At 67.4% G+C, this 13,549-nt stretch carries 10 protein-coding genes; 6 read left to right on the top strand and 4 right to left on the bottom strand.

From position 1 onward, the window contains the following. Nucleotides 1-32: 32 nt before the first annotated feature. Entirely contained in the window at nucleotides 33-1,166 is a 1,134-nt protein-coding gene (gene tgt, locus HBF25_RS09060) for a tRNA guanosine(34) transglycosylase Tgt (RefSeq protein WP_166947586.1), read from the bottom strand. Nucleotides 1,167-1,292: 126 nt separating this feature from the next. Between tgt and fliK the strand changes: the two genes are divergently transcribed. Then, nucleotides 1,293-2,447, top strand: coding sequence for a flagellar hook-length control protein FliK (gene fliK, locus HBF25_RS09055; RefSeq protein WP_166947584.1), 1,155 nt, complete (start codon nucleotides 1,293-1,295; stop codon nucleotides 2,445-2,447). After that, nucleotides 2,444-2,707, top strand: a complete 264-nt coding sequence (locus tag HBF25_RS09050) for a flagellar biosynthesis protein (protein ID WP_166947582.1) — start codon at nucleotides 2,444-2,446, stop codon at nucleotides 2,705-2,707. The genes fliK and HBF25_RS09050 overlap by 4 nt, the downstream gene beginning before the upstream one ends. A 226-nt stretch (nucleotides 2,708-2,933) precedes the next feature. Here the strand turns inward: HBF25_RS09050 and murD are convergent, their stop codons facing one another. From murD to HBF25_RS09035, 3 genes are read right to left on the bottom strand one after another with little or no spacing between them, the layout of a single operon-like run. Further along, complete coding sequence (gene murD, locus HBF25_RS09045; protein WP_166947580.1) at nucleotides 2,934-4,286, bottom strand: UDP-N-acetylmuramoyl-L-alanine--D-glutamate ligase; 1,353 nt, start codon at nucleotides 4,284-4,286, stop codon at nucleotides 2,934-2,936. Then, nucleotides 4,273-5,622: a UDP-N-acetyl-alpha-D-muramoyl-L-alanyl-L-glutamate epimerase gene (gene murL / locus HBF25_RS09040; RefSeq protein ID WP_166947578.1), complete on the bottom strand. Its 1,350-nt coding sequence runs from the start codon at nucleotides 5,620-5,622 to the stop codon at nucleotides 4,273-4,275. Before murL ends, murD begins: the two co-directional genes overlap by 14 nt. Continuing rightward, nucleotides 5,619-8,180: a bifunctional aspartate kinase/diaminopimelate decarboxylase gene (locus HBF25_RS09035; protein ID WP_166947953.1), complete on the bottom strand. Its 2,562-nt coding sequence runs from the start codon at nucleotides 8,178-8,180 to the stop codon at nucleotides 5,619-5,621. Before HBF25_RS09035 ends, murL begins: the two co-directional genes overlap by 4 nt. A gap of 386 nt (nucleotides 8,181-8,566) precedes the next feature. Here HBF25_RS09035 and HBF25_RS09030 point away from each other — a divergent pair, with 386 nt between their 5' ends. The 4 genes from HBF25_RS09030 to HBF25_RS09015 are packed head-to-tail and all read left to right on the top strand — an operon-like array spanning nucleotide 8,567 to nucleotide 13,543. After that, nucleotides 8,567-9,880, top strand: coding sequence for an amino acid permease (locus HBF25_RS09030; protein WP_166947576.1), 1,314 nt, complete (start codon nucleotides 8,567-8,569; stop codon nucleotides 9,878-9,880). Between the two features lie 47 nt (nucleotides 9,881-9,927). Continuing rightward, entirely contained in the window at nucleotides 9,928-10,479 is a 552-nt protein-coding gene (locus tag HBF25_RS09025) for a (2Fe-2S)-binding protein (protein ID WP_166947574.1), read from the top strand. Beyond that, nucleotides 10,476-12,752, top strand: coding sequence for a xanthine dehydrogenase family protein molybdopterin-binding subunit (locus HBF25_RS09020; RefSeq protein ID WP_166947572.1), 2,277 nt, complete (start codon nucleotides 10,476-10,478; stop codon nucleotides 12,750-12,752). Before HBF25_RS09025 ends, HBF25_RS09020 begins: the two co-directional genes overlap by 4 nt. A gap of 26 nt (nucleotides 12,753-12,778) precedes the next feature. Beyond that, nucleotides 12,779-13,543 carry a class I SAM-dependent methyltransferase gene (locus tag HBF25_RS09015; protein WP_166947570.1) on the top strand — a complete coding sequence of 255 codons (765 nt, stop codon included), beginning with the start codon at nucleotides 12,779-12,781 and terminating at the stop codon, nucleotides 13,541-13,543. Nucleotides 13,544-13,549: the final 6 nt, after the last annotated feature.

Genomic DNA, 13,549 nt, shown 5'->3' with positions numbered 1-13,549 from the left:
CTTTTGGGGCGATGCGAGCAAGCCGCAAGGCTCTACAGGCCGTCCACCTGCGCCTTTTTGCGGGCCTCGTAGAAGTCAGCCACGAAATCATCCAACGTGCCGGCCTCGATCGCGCCACGCAAACCGGCCATGAGCCGCTGGTAGTGACGCAGGTTGTGCATGGTAGCCAGCTGGCTGCCCAGGATCTCGTTGCAGCGGTCGAGATGGCGCAGATAGGCGCGGGAGAACCCGTTGGCGCAGGCGTAGCAATCGCAACCTTCCTCGATCACGCGCGTATCGGTGGCGAACTTCGCGTTACGTATGCGTAACGTACCTTCCCGGGTAAACAGGAAGCCGTTGCGGGCGTTGCGGGTGGGCATCACGCAGTCGAACATGTCGATGCCCCGGCGCACGGCCTCGACGATGTCCTCCGGCCGGCCCACGCCCATGAGATAGCGCGGGCGATCCTTCGGCAGCATCGGCAGGGTGAAGTCGAGGGTGTGGTTGCGCTCGGCCTCCGGCTCACCCACCGCGAGGCCGCCCACGGCATAGCCGTCGAAGCCGATCTCGATCAGCTTCGAGGCCGAACGGGCACGGAGATTCTCATAGGTGCTGCCCTGGACGATGCCGAACAGGGCGTTCGGGTTGCGCAGGTCGTTGAACGCCTGGCGCGAGCGTTCGGCCCAGCGCAGGCTCAGCTCCATGGAGTCGGAGGCGACCTTCTCCGTAGCTGGATACGGCGTACATTCGTCGAAGATCATCGCGATGTCGGAATCCAGCACTTTCTGGATGCGCATGGATTCCTCGGGCGACAGGAATACCTTCGAGCCGTCCACCGGCGAGGCGAAGGTGACGCCCTCTTCCGTGATCTTGCGCTTGTGTGCCAGCGAGAACACCTGGAAGCCGCCGGAGTCGGTCAGGATCGGCTTGTCCCAGCCGATGAAGCGATGCAGGCCGCCGAACTCACCCACGATCTCCAGCCCCGGCCGCAGGAACAGGTGGAAGGTGTTGCCGAGGATGATCTCCGCGCCGGTGTCCAGGACGTCGCGCGGGGTCATGGCCTTCACGGAGCCATAGGTACCCACCGGCATGAAGGCAGGCGTTTCCACGGTGCCACGGCCGAAACGGAGACGACCGCGCCGGGCCGCGCCGTCGGTGGCGAGGAGTTCGAAGGGAAGATTGGTCATGGGCGCCATTCTAGCGGACTCGGCCCGTGCGGCCGACCCACCTAAAGTTCTTGCCGGGCAGGCCGATCCTTATCCCATAGGAGCGCGCCCATCCGGGGCACGCCCAGGCCCCCGGAGGACCTGCCCTTGATCATCCAGCCGACCAGCCTCGCCGCCCAGTTGTGGGCCGGCGCGGCCGCAGGCACCACGGCCGCCGTCGATGCATGGCGGGTGGGTACGCTGCTGTCGGCACGCATCATGGGCCAGAACGACGTGGGCAAGGTGCTGCTGGATATCGGCGGCATCGCCGTCGAGGCGGATGCCACCGGCACCCAGCTCCCCCAGCAGTTCCAGGTGCGGGTGCTGACCCAGGGTGCGCAGCCCCAGCTGGAAGTGCTGATGGCCAGCCTGGATGAGCGCGTGGCCATGCAGGGCCTGCGCGAGCGGCTTCCCCAGCAGAACGGTTACGCGCCCCTGCTCGGCGTGCTGGCGCAGCTGGCCCGCAGCCCGGTGGCCCGGGCGCTTCCGGCCCCGCTGCGCGCCGCGCTCGCCACGCTGGAAGCCTCGATCAACAAGCCCGCCGACGTGGCCACGCCGCTGGGCATGAAGGAGGCCATCGCCCGCAGCGGCAGCTTCCTCGAAGCCCATCTCGCCCAACCGGACGAATCCACTCCGGCCGCCGATGATTTCAAGGCGGCCCTGCTTGCGCTGCGCCGCGCGCTGGCCGACCTGCCCACGGCGCGCCCCGGACTGGCGGCGCCACGGACCCTGGCCGACACTCCCCCGCCGCTGGCGCAGCGCGCCCTCGTGGCACAGCCGCGCGCCGCCGAACTGGCGATCGCGGACGACGAGGTGGAAACCCTCGTCGCCAACCTGCGCACCGATGTCCGCGCCGCGCTGGCCCGCGTCGAGATCGGGCAGCTGGAATCCCAGCCGCAGCATGGGCTGTGGATGGTCGAGATTCCGCTGGCCGGCGTGCGTGGGTATGACGTGCTCCAGCTGCGTATCGAGGAGGGCAAGGCCGGCGCGGTCGAAGCCGAGGGCCTGTGGACGATCGGCTTTGCCATCGATCCGCCGACGCTGGGTGCCGTGCAGGGGGAAATCCAGCTTCGCGTGCCGCGCGTTTCGGTGCGCCTTTGGGCGCAGCACGAGCTGACGGTGGGCCGCCTGGAAGACAGTTTCCTTTCGCTGCGCCATCTGCTGGAAAAGAGTGGGCTGCAGCTCGATCAGTTCTCCTGCACGCACGGCTTGCCTGCCCCGACGAACGCGTACAGCGCCGTCCTGCTCGAAGCACGCGCATGACCCATTCGCTTCCTTCCCCGCGCCGCAGTGTCACGCTGCGACTCGCCTCCCCTACCAGCAACGGACAGAACCAGCGGATCGACGCCGACGGGGTGAAGGCGATGCTGGAGCGTGCGCAGGCGCTGGGACTGGCCCCGCAGCTCGATCCGCAGATGGCGACGCTGCTGGCGGCCGTGAGGTTGCGTGAGGATGTGCCGCCGGAGCTCTATGCGGCGCTGGCAGCCGTAGTGGGAACGTTGCTGGCCGCGGCAGCGGAGTAAGTACGGTCGTTATCGCCTGACCGGTCGCGCGCGAGGCGCGCTCCTACAGAAGCGGATGCGTTGTCGCGCGGAAGGCGGCCGCTTTGAATCGGGGGCGCACAGGATGGGAATGCGTTGGCGTGCGGGGTCGCGCGCGAGGCGCGCTCCTACATGGCACTGCTTTGCGCAGGATGGGATGCGTTGCCTTGTAGGAGCGCGCCTTGCGCGCGACCGCAGGTGACGAACCCTAAAAAATCCCCATCCCCTGAATCGAAGCCACCTTCGGCTCGAACCCCGCCAGTTCGGCAAAACGCCTGCCACGCTCGGTGTAATCCTTGAACTGATCGAAACTCGGCGCCCCCGGCGAAAGTACGACGCAGCCGGTGTGACCCAGCACGCGCCGCGATGCCTCCACCGCAGCCGCCAGGTCCGTCACCCGATACACGTTACACACACCCGCGTCCTCCAGCGCCGCCGCAATACGCGGCCCGTTGGCCCCTTCGCAGATGATCGCCTCGGGTGAGTGCGTACGCATGGCATCGACAAACGGCGCCCAGTCGAGCCCGCGATCGTGCCCGCCGACGATCAACGCCACGCGCTGCCCAGGCACGCTTTCCAGCGCAGCAAGGCTCGCCAGCGGCGTGGTGCTGATGGAGTCGTTGATCCAGTGCAGGCCATCGCGCTCGCCCAGCGGTTGCAGACGATGCGGCAGCGGAGCGAAAGTCGACAACGCGGGCACCGCGGCCTTCGCATCGAAGCCCATGAGTTCCAGCGCCGCCAGTGCGGCACAAGCGTTGATGGCATTGTGCAGCCCCGGTGCCGACACCGCCGTGGCCGGGGCGATGCGCTCATCGCCACGCAGGATGAAACCATCGTCGACATGCCAGCCGGCCATGTCGCCAAACGTGTGCAATCCTGGATGCGCACGAGCGCGATCAAGCAGCGCCGGCTGCATCGCATTCACCAGCACATTCTTCGACGCAGCCAGCAGCTTCAACTTGTCATCGATGTAACGCTCGCGCGATCCATGCCAGTCGAGATGCTCCTCGTACAGGCTGGTGACCACACCCAGATCCACACCGCTGGCTTCGCTCGTCTGGTAACTCGACAGCTCGATCACCCACAGATCGGCCACGCCGTCATCGAGTTCGAGCATCGGCAGGCCGATATTGCCCGCCAGCGCCGTCCGCACGCCAAGCGATCGCGCCAGATGCGCGATGAGCGCAGAGGTGGTGCTCTTTCCCTTGGTACCGGTCACCGCGATGCTACGCGTATCAGCATGTGATGCGAACCACAGTGCCGTGCCCGAGGTAAAACGTGTGCCGCGCTCCTTCGCCGCCAGCAGTTCCGGCCGATAGGCGGAAATACCGGGCGATTTGATCACGATATCGAACGACGCCAGCGCATCCGCGTCCGGCGCGACGGCGTGCACCGCCACGGAAGGAAAATCCTTCCGTGCGATATCGGCCTCCTCGGCGGAGCCATACAGATCAACCGCCTGCCCCGGCAGGTGCCGCGCCAGCGCATTCAGCGCAGCGCGCCCCTCGCGGCCGAATCCCCAGACGGCAACGCGTCGACCGTCGAGCTCAGCCCAGTGCATCCAGCGCTCCGCGCAGGCGTTCCGGCACCAGATGCGATGCGCCTGGCTTCAGCCATTCGTCGATATCCAGTTCGTCCTTGTCCAGTTGCGGAAGGATCTCGCGACGGAAGCGCGAGACGAGGGCGTCTTCACGCCACTCCGGCCGCTCGGCCAGCGAGGCCAGCGCAGCGCGCGCTTCCGCGCCCTCGCCCACGCACTCGAACGGCTTGTGATCCTTGTATTCCAGCAGCGCATCGAACGCGCCAGCCAGCGATTCGTCATCGAGCAGGTTACGGCCGAAGATCGACACCAGCCGCGGCTTGGGCATGAACGGCGCCAGCGCGAGGAACACGAAATGGCACTTCGGACACTGCCCGCACCAGCGATCCGCCGGCTTGGGGCCCAGTATCCTGAAATTGCGATTGCAGCTGGAGAACACGCTGAAGTACTCACCACCCAGGCGAGCAAACGCACTGGTGACCGCCAGCTCCGACCACGGCCGCAACAACGAGCAGTAGTCGAGATCGGATGCGACATGTGAATGCAGATAATCGTGGAAGGTCTTCTCGAAACCGAAGCCCTTGCTCCACTGGTGGTTCACTTCCTGGCCGTCGTATTCCAGCGTAGCCACGGAGGCCGAACGCTCGTTGGCAAACACGATGGAATCGTAGCCATACAGGATCGCGGCCAGCGTAAGGATCGCGGAGTTGATCGCGGTCACCGGAATGTGGCCGTTCCACGCGCCGAGCTGGTTCAGCTCGAACAACCCTGGCGCGAGTTCACGCGAGATATTGAGCGTGGACAGGCCGGTGCGGGCAGCACATTCGGCAATGAGCGGCGAATTGCCGACCCATACCGCCGTGGCCTCGGCACCGATGGATTTCACCGCCTCGACGGCCACCACCGAATCCTTGCCGCCACCGATGGGCAGCAGCGAGCGATGCGGCAGGCCGACGGCCGGCGCGGTACCACCGCCCTTGCCCTCGAAGGGAAAGCGGATGCGACCACGCAGGTCGAGCCGGTTGCGATAGGCGAACTCGGCCAGGCCATGCAGGTACAGCGCGTCGGCAAGCGACGCGCTGTCCTCGTCGAGGGGCTCGCCCTCGACGACGATCGTTTCCGGAATGCCCGCCTTGTAGTAGCTGACACCGGCGACGATGTGGAGCAGGCGCAGGGCCGCCGCGAAAGCGGCCTCGCGTCCGGCCGGCACCTGGGGCGCGCCGGGGAAGGTCACGCGCTCGACGAGTTCGGGACCCTCGTCGAACGCATACGCCAGTTCGGCCACGCCATCGGTGAAGGCATGGCGGACAAAGCGGAAGCGCTGGCTTCCGCGTGGATCGGTGAACCGGGTTGTCACGGGAGGATCACCTCGTCGGCCTCGTCACGCAGGTTGTATCGCGACGCCATCGCCGCACCGTAGGCACCAGCCTGGGCGATGAGGATGACATCGTCCTCGCGCGATTCGGGCAGGCGCCGGTCGGAGCCGAGGATATCCCCGGACTCGCAGATCGGGCCGACCACCTGGTACATCGTGGTGGCGGGTTCGCCGAAACGCGTGAGGTTGGCAATTTCGTGCCAGGCATCGTAAAGCGCCGGGCGAATCAGGCTGTTCATGCCCGTATCGAGGCCCAGGTAACGCACGTTCGCGCCCTTCTCCTTGTCCTGGGTGACCTTCGCCAGCAGCACGCCGGCATCGGCCACGAGGAAACGCCCGGGTTCCATCCACAATTGGAACTGCGGATACGCCTGGCGCACGGAGGTGATGACGCGATCGAGCGCGGCCATGTCCAGCGGCGCCTCGCCCGGATGCGACGGCACCCCGAGACCACCACCGATGTTCAGCACCGAGATGGTGCCGATGCGTTCGGCCAGCGCCGCAAGCTGCGAATACACCTCGCCCCAGTGACCGGCATCGAGGATGCCCGAGCCCAGGTGCGCATGCAGGCCGATCACCCGTGCACCGGCCGCATCGGCCAGGCGCAGGAAGCGGTCCACATGTTCGATGGGCACGCCGAACTTGCTGCCCGTGCCACCGGTTTTCACCTTGTCGTGGTGACCGAGGCCGCGGCCCAGGTCCACGCGCAGCACGATGTCGCGACCGGCGAACATCTCGCCCCAGTGCTCCACCGGATGCAGCGCATCGATGGTGATGGTGGCGCGGGTTGCCAGTGCGGCGGCGAAGTCGCGACGCGAGGCGAAGTTGGGGGTGAACAGCAACGGCGCGCTTTCGGGCACCACGGCCGATACCGCCGCCAGTTCGCCCGGCGACACGCATTCGAAGGCAAAACCCTCTTCCGCAAGAGCGCGCAGGATGGCTGGATGCGTATTGGCCTTGACCGCGTAATGCACGCGATCCACGGCGTTCAGCGCCTTCAGCCGACGTGCCTGCGCACGCACGGTGGGCAGGTGGTAGACGTAGCGCGGGGTGCGTTCGCCAGCCAGTTCGAGCAGGCGCGGACGCTCGGCCTGCCACCATGCGGCCGCCGGCAGCACCGGTTCACCGGTGCCATACAGCGACTGCCAGCTGGGACCGAAGACCACGCTGTCGTCGGTGCGCAGCGCGCCGGCACCGATCAGCAGCTCGTGCAGGCGCGGCAGCATGTTGTCCACCACGTCCTCGTCCACCACGAAGGTGAGGTTGAGGTTGTTGGACGACTGCGAGATGAGATGCACGCGCAGCTGGCCGAATTCCGCCAGCACGCCCGACAGCTTGTGCAGCATCGAGCGCATGCCGCGACCCACGAGGGTGATGGCCGCGCACGGAGCGATGACCTTCACCCGGCAGACGCGGGCGAGATCGGCCGCCAGCGCCGCGATGGCGTCGGAATCGAGCAGGTTCTCGGTGGGATCGAGCGACACGGTGACGTTGGTTTCCGCCGAGCCGATGAGGTCGACCGACAGGCCGTGGCGCTTGAAGGCATCGAACACGTCGGCCAGGAAGCCGACCTGCTGCCACATGCCCACGGATTCCATGGAGATCAGCGTGATGCCCTTGCGGGCACTGATCGCCTTGACGCTGGGCGCATGCTCGCGCACCTCGGGGCCGATGACCGTGCCTTCCAGTTCCGGACGATTCGTATCTTTCACCAGCAGAGGCACGCGCGGCTCGCGCAACGGCGACAGGCAGCGCGGATGCAGCACCTTGGCCCCGGTGGAGGCGATTTCCTGGGCCTCTTCGTAGTCCAGGCGCTGGAGCAGGCGGGCGCTGGCCACCTGGCGCGGGTTGGCACTGAACATGCCGGCCACGTCGGTCCAGATTTCCACGCGGGCCGCCGCAAGCAGCGCACCGAAGTACGCCGCCGAGGTATCCGAGCCACCACGACCCAGCAGCACCGTGCGGCCGTCGTCATCGCGGGCGATGAAACCCTGCGTGATGAAGACCTCGCCCCGCTCCGCCAGCATCGCCGACAGCGCGGCGTCGTGGTGGGGCTCGACCATGGCCGAGAGCAGTCGCGTGCGCTCGTTCTGGTTGGGCAGCGCCACGGCGTGCAGGCACTCGCGGGCGTCCAGCCAGGTGGTAGGCAGACCGTTGGCACTGAGGAAGGCCGCACCCAGGGCGCTGGACATCAGCTCGCCATGCGCCTGCACGGCGGCCTGCCAGGCCAGCTCACCCAGCACGTTCGCGCCGGTGTCGGCGAGTCCGGCGAGGTCCGCGAGGCGGGCACCCAGGGTCTCCGGCATCGCCAGGGACATCTCGGCGAGCAGGGCATGGTGGCGATCGGCCAGTGCGGAGGCCGCATCCGAGCGGCGTTTGGGTTCGGAGTGAGTGCAAAGCTGTTTCAGCCCGTCGGTAATGCCGGACAGGGCGGATACCACGATCAGCACGCGGGCGCCTTCGGCGCGGCGGCTGGCGGCCAGCTCGAGGATATTGCGCCAGCGTGCGGCGGTGGCCACGGAGGTGCCGCCGAACTTCATGACGATCCAGGGCGCGTTGACTGGCAACGGCGCGTTTGCGTTCTCGCTCACGGGACTCTTCGGTTGGTGGGGAAAGCGGGTGCCGGGTTACCCGGCAAATTCACCGAAGTGTTGCGCTGCAACGGGAAAAAGGCAAACCGCCACCCATGCAGGAGCGCGCCTTGCGCGCGACCGGTATGCCAGGCGCCTTGCACGCAATCCGAACGCGACGATGGAAACACGCCTCGTCATCGCTTCGTTGGCCTGTCGCGCGCAAGGCGCGCTCCTACAGGGGAATGGGGCCGTGGCGGGCGCGCTCCTGCAGGGGTAGCGCTGACATTTCCTTGCGTAAGGTGGGGGCGCGCGCCATCCTGCACGGCCATCATCACCACACCGCGACGCCCATCATGGAAAACCCCGGCTACGCCCGCCGCCTCACCCTCATGGACGCCGCACTGATCGTCGTCGGCGGCATCATCGGCGGGGGGATCTTCCTCAATCCGGGCATCGCCGCGCAGCGCACCGACTCGGGGCTGATCCTGCTGGGTCTGTGGGTGGCCGGCGGCCTGCTCACCCTGGTGGGCTGCCTCTGCTACGCCGAGCTGGGCGCGCGCCGGCCCGAAGCAGGCGGCAGCTACGTCTACCTGCGCGAGGCATTTGGCCGTCTGGCCGGCTTTCTGTTCGGCTGGACGATGCTGCTGGTGATCTACAGCGGCAGTGCCGCCGCCGTGGCGACCATCTTCGGCAGCTATGCCACCTCCGTGTTCGGGCTGTCGCCCACCCTGGTGAAGCCGCTGGCGGCCGGTGCCCTGGTCTTCGTGACCGGCATCAACCTGTTCGGCATCCGCCTGGGCGCGCAGATACAGAACGTGTTCGCGATCCTGAAGCTCACGGCCATTGCCGTGCTGGTGGTCACGGGGCTTGCGTTCGCCGGTGCCGGCACCACGCAGGCCCTCGCTGCCAGCGCCTCGCCGCCCTCGGGCAACCTCGCCGGCGCCCTGCTGCCGGTGCTGTTCGCTTTCTCCGGCTTCGCTTATCTGAACAACCTCGCCGGCGAAGTGCGCGAGCCGCAGAAGACCCTGCCGCGCGCCCTGGTGCTTGGCATGCTGGTGGTGATCACGGCCTATGTGCTCACCAACTACGCCTACCTCGCCGTGCTGGGCCACGACGGCCTCGCCGCCAGCCAGGCGCCGGCTGCCGATGTCATGAGCCGCGTATTCGGTGCCTCGGGCGCGAAGATCATCGCCATCGGCATTGCCATTTCCACGCTGGGCTTCTGCAACATCACCCTCGTCGCCGGTGCGCGCGTATTGCAGGTGATGGGCGAGGACGGCCTGTTCTTCTCCATGGTGTCGCGCCTGCACCCGCGCCACCGCACGCCGAACATCGCCCTGATGATGCTCTCCGGCTGGGCGATCTTCCTGGTGCTGGTAGCCAATTACGGCCAGCTGCTCGACTTCGCCACCTTCGGCGACTGGGCCGCCTACGCCGTCACCATCGCCACCCTGTTCTGGTACCGCCGTCGCGTGAACGAGCGCCCTGCCTTCGTCACCCCGGCATACCCCCTGCTGCCCCTGCTGTTCCTGGTCACGGTGATCGCCGTGGTCACGGCGTATGCGTGGTCCAAACCGCTCAGCGCCGGCGTCGTCTGCCTGGTGGTGCTTGCCGGATTGCCCGTGTACGCCGTGTGGCGCCGGCTGTTCAGCCAAGTGGCTCGCTGAACAGCTGAACGGATGCCACAATGCGTCCGTTCAGCTGAGGAAAGCAGATGGCACAGCAAGGCCCGACGTCTCCCGTACCCGTCCCCAACGCCCATGACGCCAGTCAACCGGCGCCCAAGCCCGTACGCGAAGGCATCGATCTGATCGTCAACGACAAGCGCTACCGCCACACCGGCGACAAGGCCATGCCGCTGCTGTGGTACCTGCGCGACGTGCTGCGTCTGACCGGCGCCAAGTACGGTTGCGAGCAGGGCGACTGTGGCTTCTGCACGGTCATCGTCGACGGCAAGGCCGTGGCGTCGTGCCAGACCCGGATGGAAAAGATGACCGGCAAGCGGGTCACCACCGTCGAGGGACTGGCCGGCAAGGACGGCAAGCTGCATCCCGTGCAGCAGGCCTGGATCGACGAGGACGCCATCATGTGCGGCTTCTGCCAACCGGGCCAGATCATGGCTGCGGTCGACCTGCTCTCCCGGCAGAAGAATCCTTCCGATGCCGATATCGACAAGATCGGCAACCTCTGCCGCTGCGGCAGCTATGGCCGTATCCGCAAGGCGATCAAGCGCGCCGCCGACACCATGAAGGACGGCAAGGCATGAGCGGTGAGATCCGTCTTTCCCGCCGCCGCTTCCTGAAGTACGCCGCCGGTGCCGCTGGCGCCCTGGTGATCGGCATCGGCTCCGTCGAGGCCGCCGAGCGCCCGGTGCCCCTGGCCCTGCTGGGCGACAGCTGGTCTCAGGTGGGCCCGTACCTGCGCGTGGCCGCCGATGGCCGTGTGTTCATCGGCGTACGCGACCCCGATAACGGCGAAGGCACCGCCACCTCCCTGGCCCGCATCATCGCCGAGGAAATGGACGCCGACTGGAGCCGCATCATCGTCGAGCCGCTGGGCCTCGGCGTCAGCGTCGACAACGGCCAGGCGAAATTCACCTACGGCCACCAGCGCAGCGGCGATGCCACCAGCATCCCGGCCGCCTGGGCCGACCTGCGCCAGGCCGGCGCCCTGGCGCGCTGGTTGCTGCTACAGGCGGCCGCCCGCCGTCTCGGCATCCCCGCCGACCAGCTTCGTGGCGAAAACGGCATGGCCGTGGCCGCCGATGGCCGCCGCATCTCCTACGCCGACCTCGCAGCCAGCGCCGCCGATATCGACGCGCCGTCCAGCGCGCCGCCGGTGAAGCAGGCCGACCGCTACCAGTTCATCGGCCAGCCGGCCGGTGACGTCGATGCGCTTGCCGTGGTGACGGGCGCGCTGGCCTATGCCGGCGACGACAACATCGGCGACCCCGTCATCGCCGTGCTGGCGCGCTGCCCTTATCCGGGCGGTTCGCTCGACCAGGCCGACAGGGAAGCCGCCGGGCGCATTCCGGGCGTGCATGCGGTCATCGACCTGACGCCTGAGCAAGGCCAGCCCGCAGGACTCGCCGCGCAGGCGCCCGCCATCGTGGTGCTCGCCAGCGATACCTGGGCGGCGCTCTCCGGTCGCAACGCGCTCAAGGCCACCTGGAAACCTGGCGCAAACGCCGAGCCATCCACCGGCACGCTCGAACAGCAGGCCCTCGACCTGTTCGGCAACGAACAGGCCACGCCATCGACGGTGCGCAACGACGGCGACGTGCTCGCCGTGCGCAAGAAGGCCGCACGCGCCCTCGAAGCCACCTATTTCCAGCCGTGGGTGGCCCATGCCACCGCGGAAACACCCAACTGCACCGTTCGCCTCGACCCGGACACCAGCATTACCGTCATCGCCGCGACCCAGTCGCCGCGACAGGTGTACTCGGTGGTGCAGCGGATGACAGGCCTGAAGCCGGACCAGATCGATATCCGCGTACCGCGCGGCGGTGGCGGCTTCGGTCGTCGCCTTGAAGCCGACTACGTGGCCGAGGCGGTGGCCATCGCCCTGGCGAAGAAGCCGGACACGATCCGCAATCGCCCGATCAAGGTGCTGTGGACCCGTGACGACGATCTCGGTCACGACTACTACCGCCCCATGGCGGTGCACCGTCTCAATGCCTCGCTCGACCGCAAGAAGAACATCGTCGGCTGGCACCAGCGCATGGCCAGCCCCTCGGCGCTGGTCAACCGCAACGTTCCCGACAATCGTCTCTGGCAGTCCGAGCTGGTAGCCGACGCGCTACCTGCCGGCCTGGTGCCGAACTTCCGCAGCGACTGGTATCCGCTGTCGTCGCAGTTGCAGCGTGGCGAATGGCGCGGCTCACCCCATGTGACGCCCACCTTCGCCAGCGAAAGCTTCATCGACGAACTGGCGCATTCGGTGCAGGCCAATCCACTGGATTTCCGCCTGGCCCTGCTGGGCAGCCCGCGTCAGCTGCCCTACGCCGGACGCGGTGGCCCCATCGATACCGCCCGCATGGCGAACGTGCTGAAGCTCGCCGCCGACAAGCTCGACTGGAGCCGCTGGTTGCGTAGCGAGAACGGCCTGGGCATCGCCTGCGCCTATGTCTTCGGCGCTTACGTGGCCCATGCCGTTGAAGTCGCCCCCACCCAGGACGGTATCGACATCGTGCGTGTCGTGGTGGCGGCCGATGTCGGCCGGGTCATCAACCCGAAGGGCCTGGAAGCGCAGTTGCAGGGCGCCACCATGGACGCACTGTCCACGGCCCTCAACCTTGCCATCACCATCAAGGATGGCAAGGTGCAGCAGAGCGGCCTGCGTGATTACGCGCTGTCCGCGACGCAGCCGATGCCTAACGAAGTGGAGACCATCATCGTGCCCTCCACCGCCGATCCGGCGGGTGCGAGCGTCGTTGGCGTTCCTTCCGCGGCACCGGCCCTGGCCAATGCCGTCTTCCGTGCCACGGCCGTGCGCGTACGCAGGCTCCCCCTGCTGCGCGAACTGGCGCGGCTGCGGTAAATCCCGACCGGTTCCCGAGGTATCGCATGACATTCTCATCGTTCACCTCGGGGCCATCGGCACCGCGCAGCGACGCCGACCTGGTCGGCACCAACCGCCGTTTCTACGACAGCCTGTGGTCCGAGGCGAAGCTTTTCGCTCCGGAGCGTTTCAACACCTGGCCGCTGGTCAGCGAACTGGTGGCGAAGACCACCCGTCGACTGGAAATCGCCCCGGGCCTGCGCCCTCGCCTGCCCCTGGCCGATACCCAGTTCCTGGACCTCAGCCAGCCCGCGCTCACACAACTGGCGAAGCACGGCGCCAATGTGGCGCACGGCCTCATCGGTGAACTGCCCTTCCAGGACGCCAGCTTCGACTTCGTCTGCGCGCTCGACATCCTCGAACACGTGGTGGACGACGAAGGCGCCGTGGCCGAACTGGCCCGCGTCGCCACGCCAGGAGCGCACCTGTTGCTGTCGGTGCCGCTGGACCCTGCCGCCTGGACCGCCTTCGACGAATTCGTGGGCCACTACCGCCGCTACGAGCCCGACGGCATCCGCGCCCTGCTCGCCCGCCATGGGATCACCATCGAGCGCAGCGCCGTCTATGGCATGCAGCCGAAGTCCTCCCGCCTGCTGGATCTGGGCCAGTGGTTCCTGACCCATCGCCGGGCCCGCGCCATGTGGTGGTACAACAAGGTCTTCATGCCGCTGGGCGTGCGTTTCCAGAAGCCCCTGGCTTTCACGCCGGGCTTCACGCCGGGCGCTGGCGTGGACGAAGTCCTGCTGGTCTGCCGCAAGGCCACCCCTTAAATCGAG

Source organism: Luteibacter anthropi (genome assembly GCF_011759365.1).
In the GTDB taxonomy this organism is placed as follows: domain Bacteria; phylum Pseudomonadota; class Gammaproteobacteria; order Xanthomonadales; family Rhodanobacteraceae; genus Luteibacter; species Luteibacter anthropi.
This window is presented reverse-complemented; position numbering and strand designations above follow the sequence as displayed.

What these genes read in the sequence shown, in the direction of transcription:
- tgt (WP_166947586.1), bottom strand. Translation starts at nt 1,166, where the DNA reads ATGACCAATCTTCCCTTCGAACTCCTCGCCACCGACGGCGCGGCCCGG.
- HBF25_RS09050 (WP_166947582.1), top strand. Translation starts at nt 2,444, where the DNA reads ATGACCCATTCGCTTCCTTCCCCGCGCCGCAGTGTCACGCTGCGACTC.
- murD (WP_166947580.1), bottom strand. Translation starts at nt 4,286, where the DNA reads ATGCACTGGGCTGAGCTCGACGGTCGACGCGTTGCCGTCTGGGGATTC.
- HBF25_RS09035 (WP_166947953.1), bottom strand. Translation starts at nt 8,180, where the DNA reads ATGAAGTTCGGCGGCACCTCCGTGGCCACCGCCGCACGCTGGCGCAAT.
- HBF25_RS09030 (WP_166947576.1), top strand. Translation starts at nt 8,567, where the DNA reads ATGGAAAACCCCGGCTACGCCCGCCGCCTCACCCTCATGGACGCCGCA.
- HBF25_RS09025 (WP_166947574.1), top strand. Translation starts at nt 9,928, where the DNA reads ATGGCACAGCAAGGCCCGACGTCTCCCGTACCCGTCCCCAACGCCCAT.
- HBF25_RS09020 (WP_166947572.1), top strand. Translation starts at nt 10,476, where the DNA reads ATGAGCGGTGAGATCCGTCTTTCCCGCCGCCGCTTCCTGAAGTACGCC.
- HBF25_RS09015 (WP_166947570.1), top strand. Translation starts at nt 12,779, where the DNA reads ATGACATTCTCATCGTTCACCTCGGGGCCATCGGCACCGCGCAGCGAC.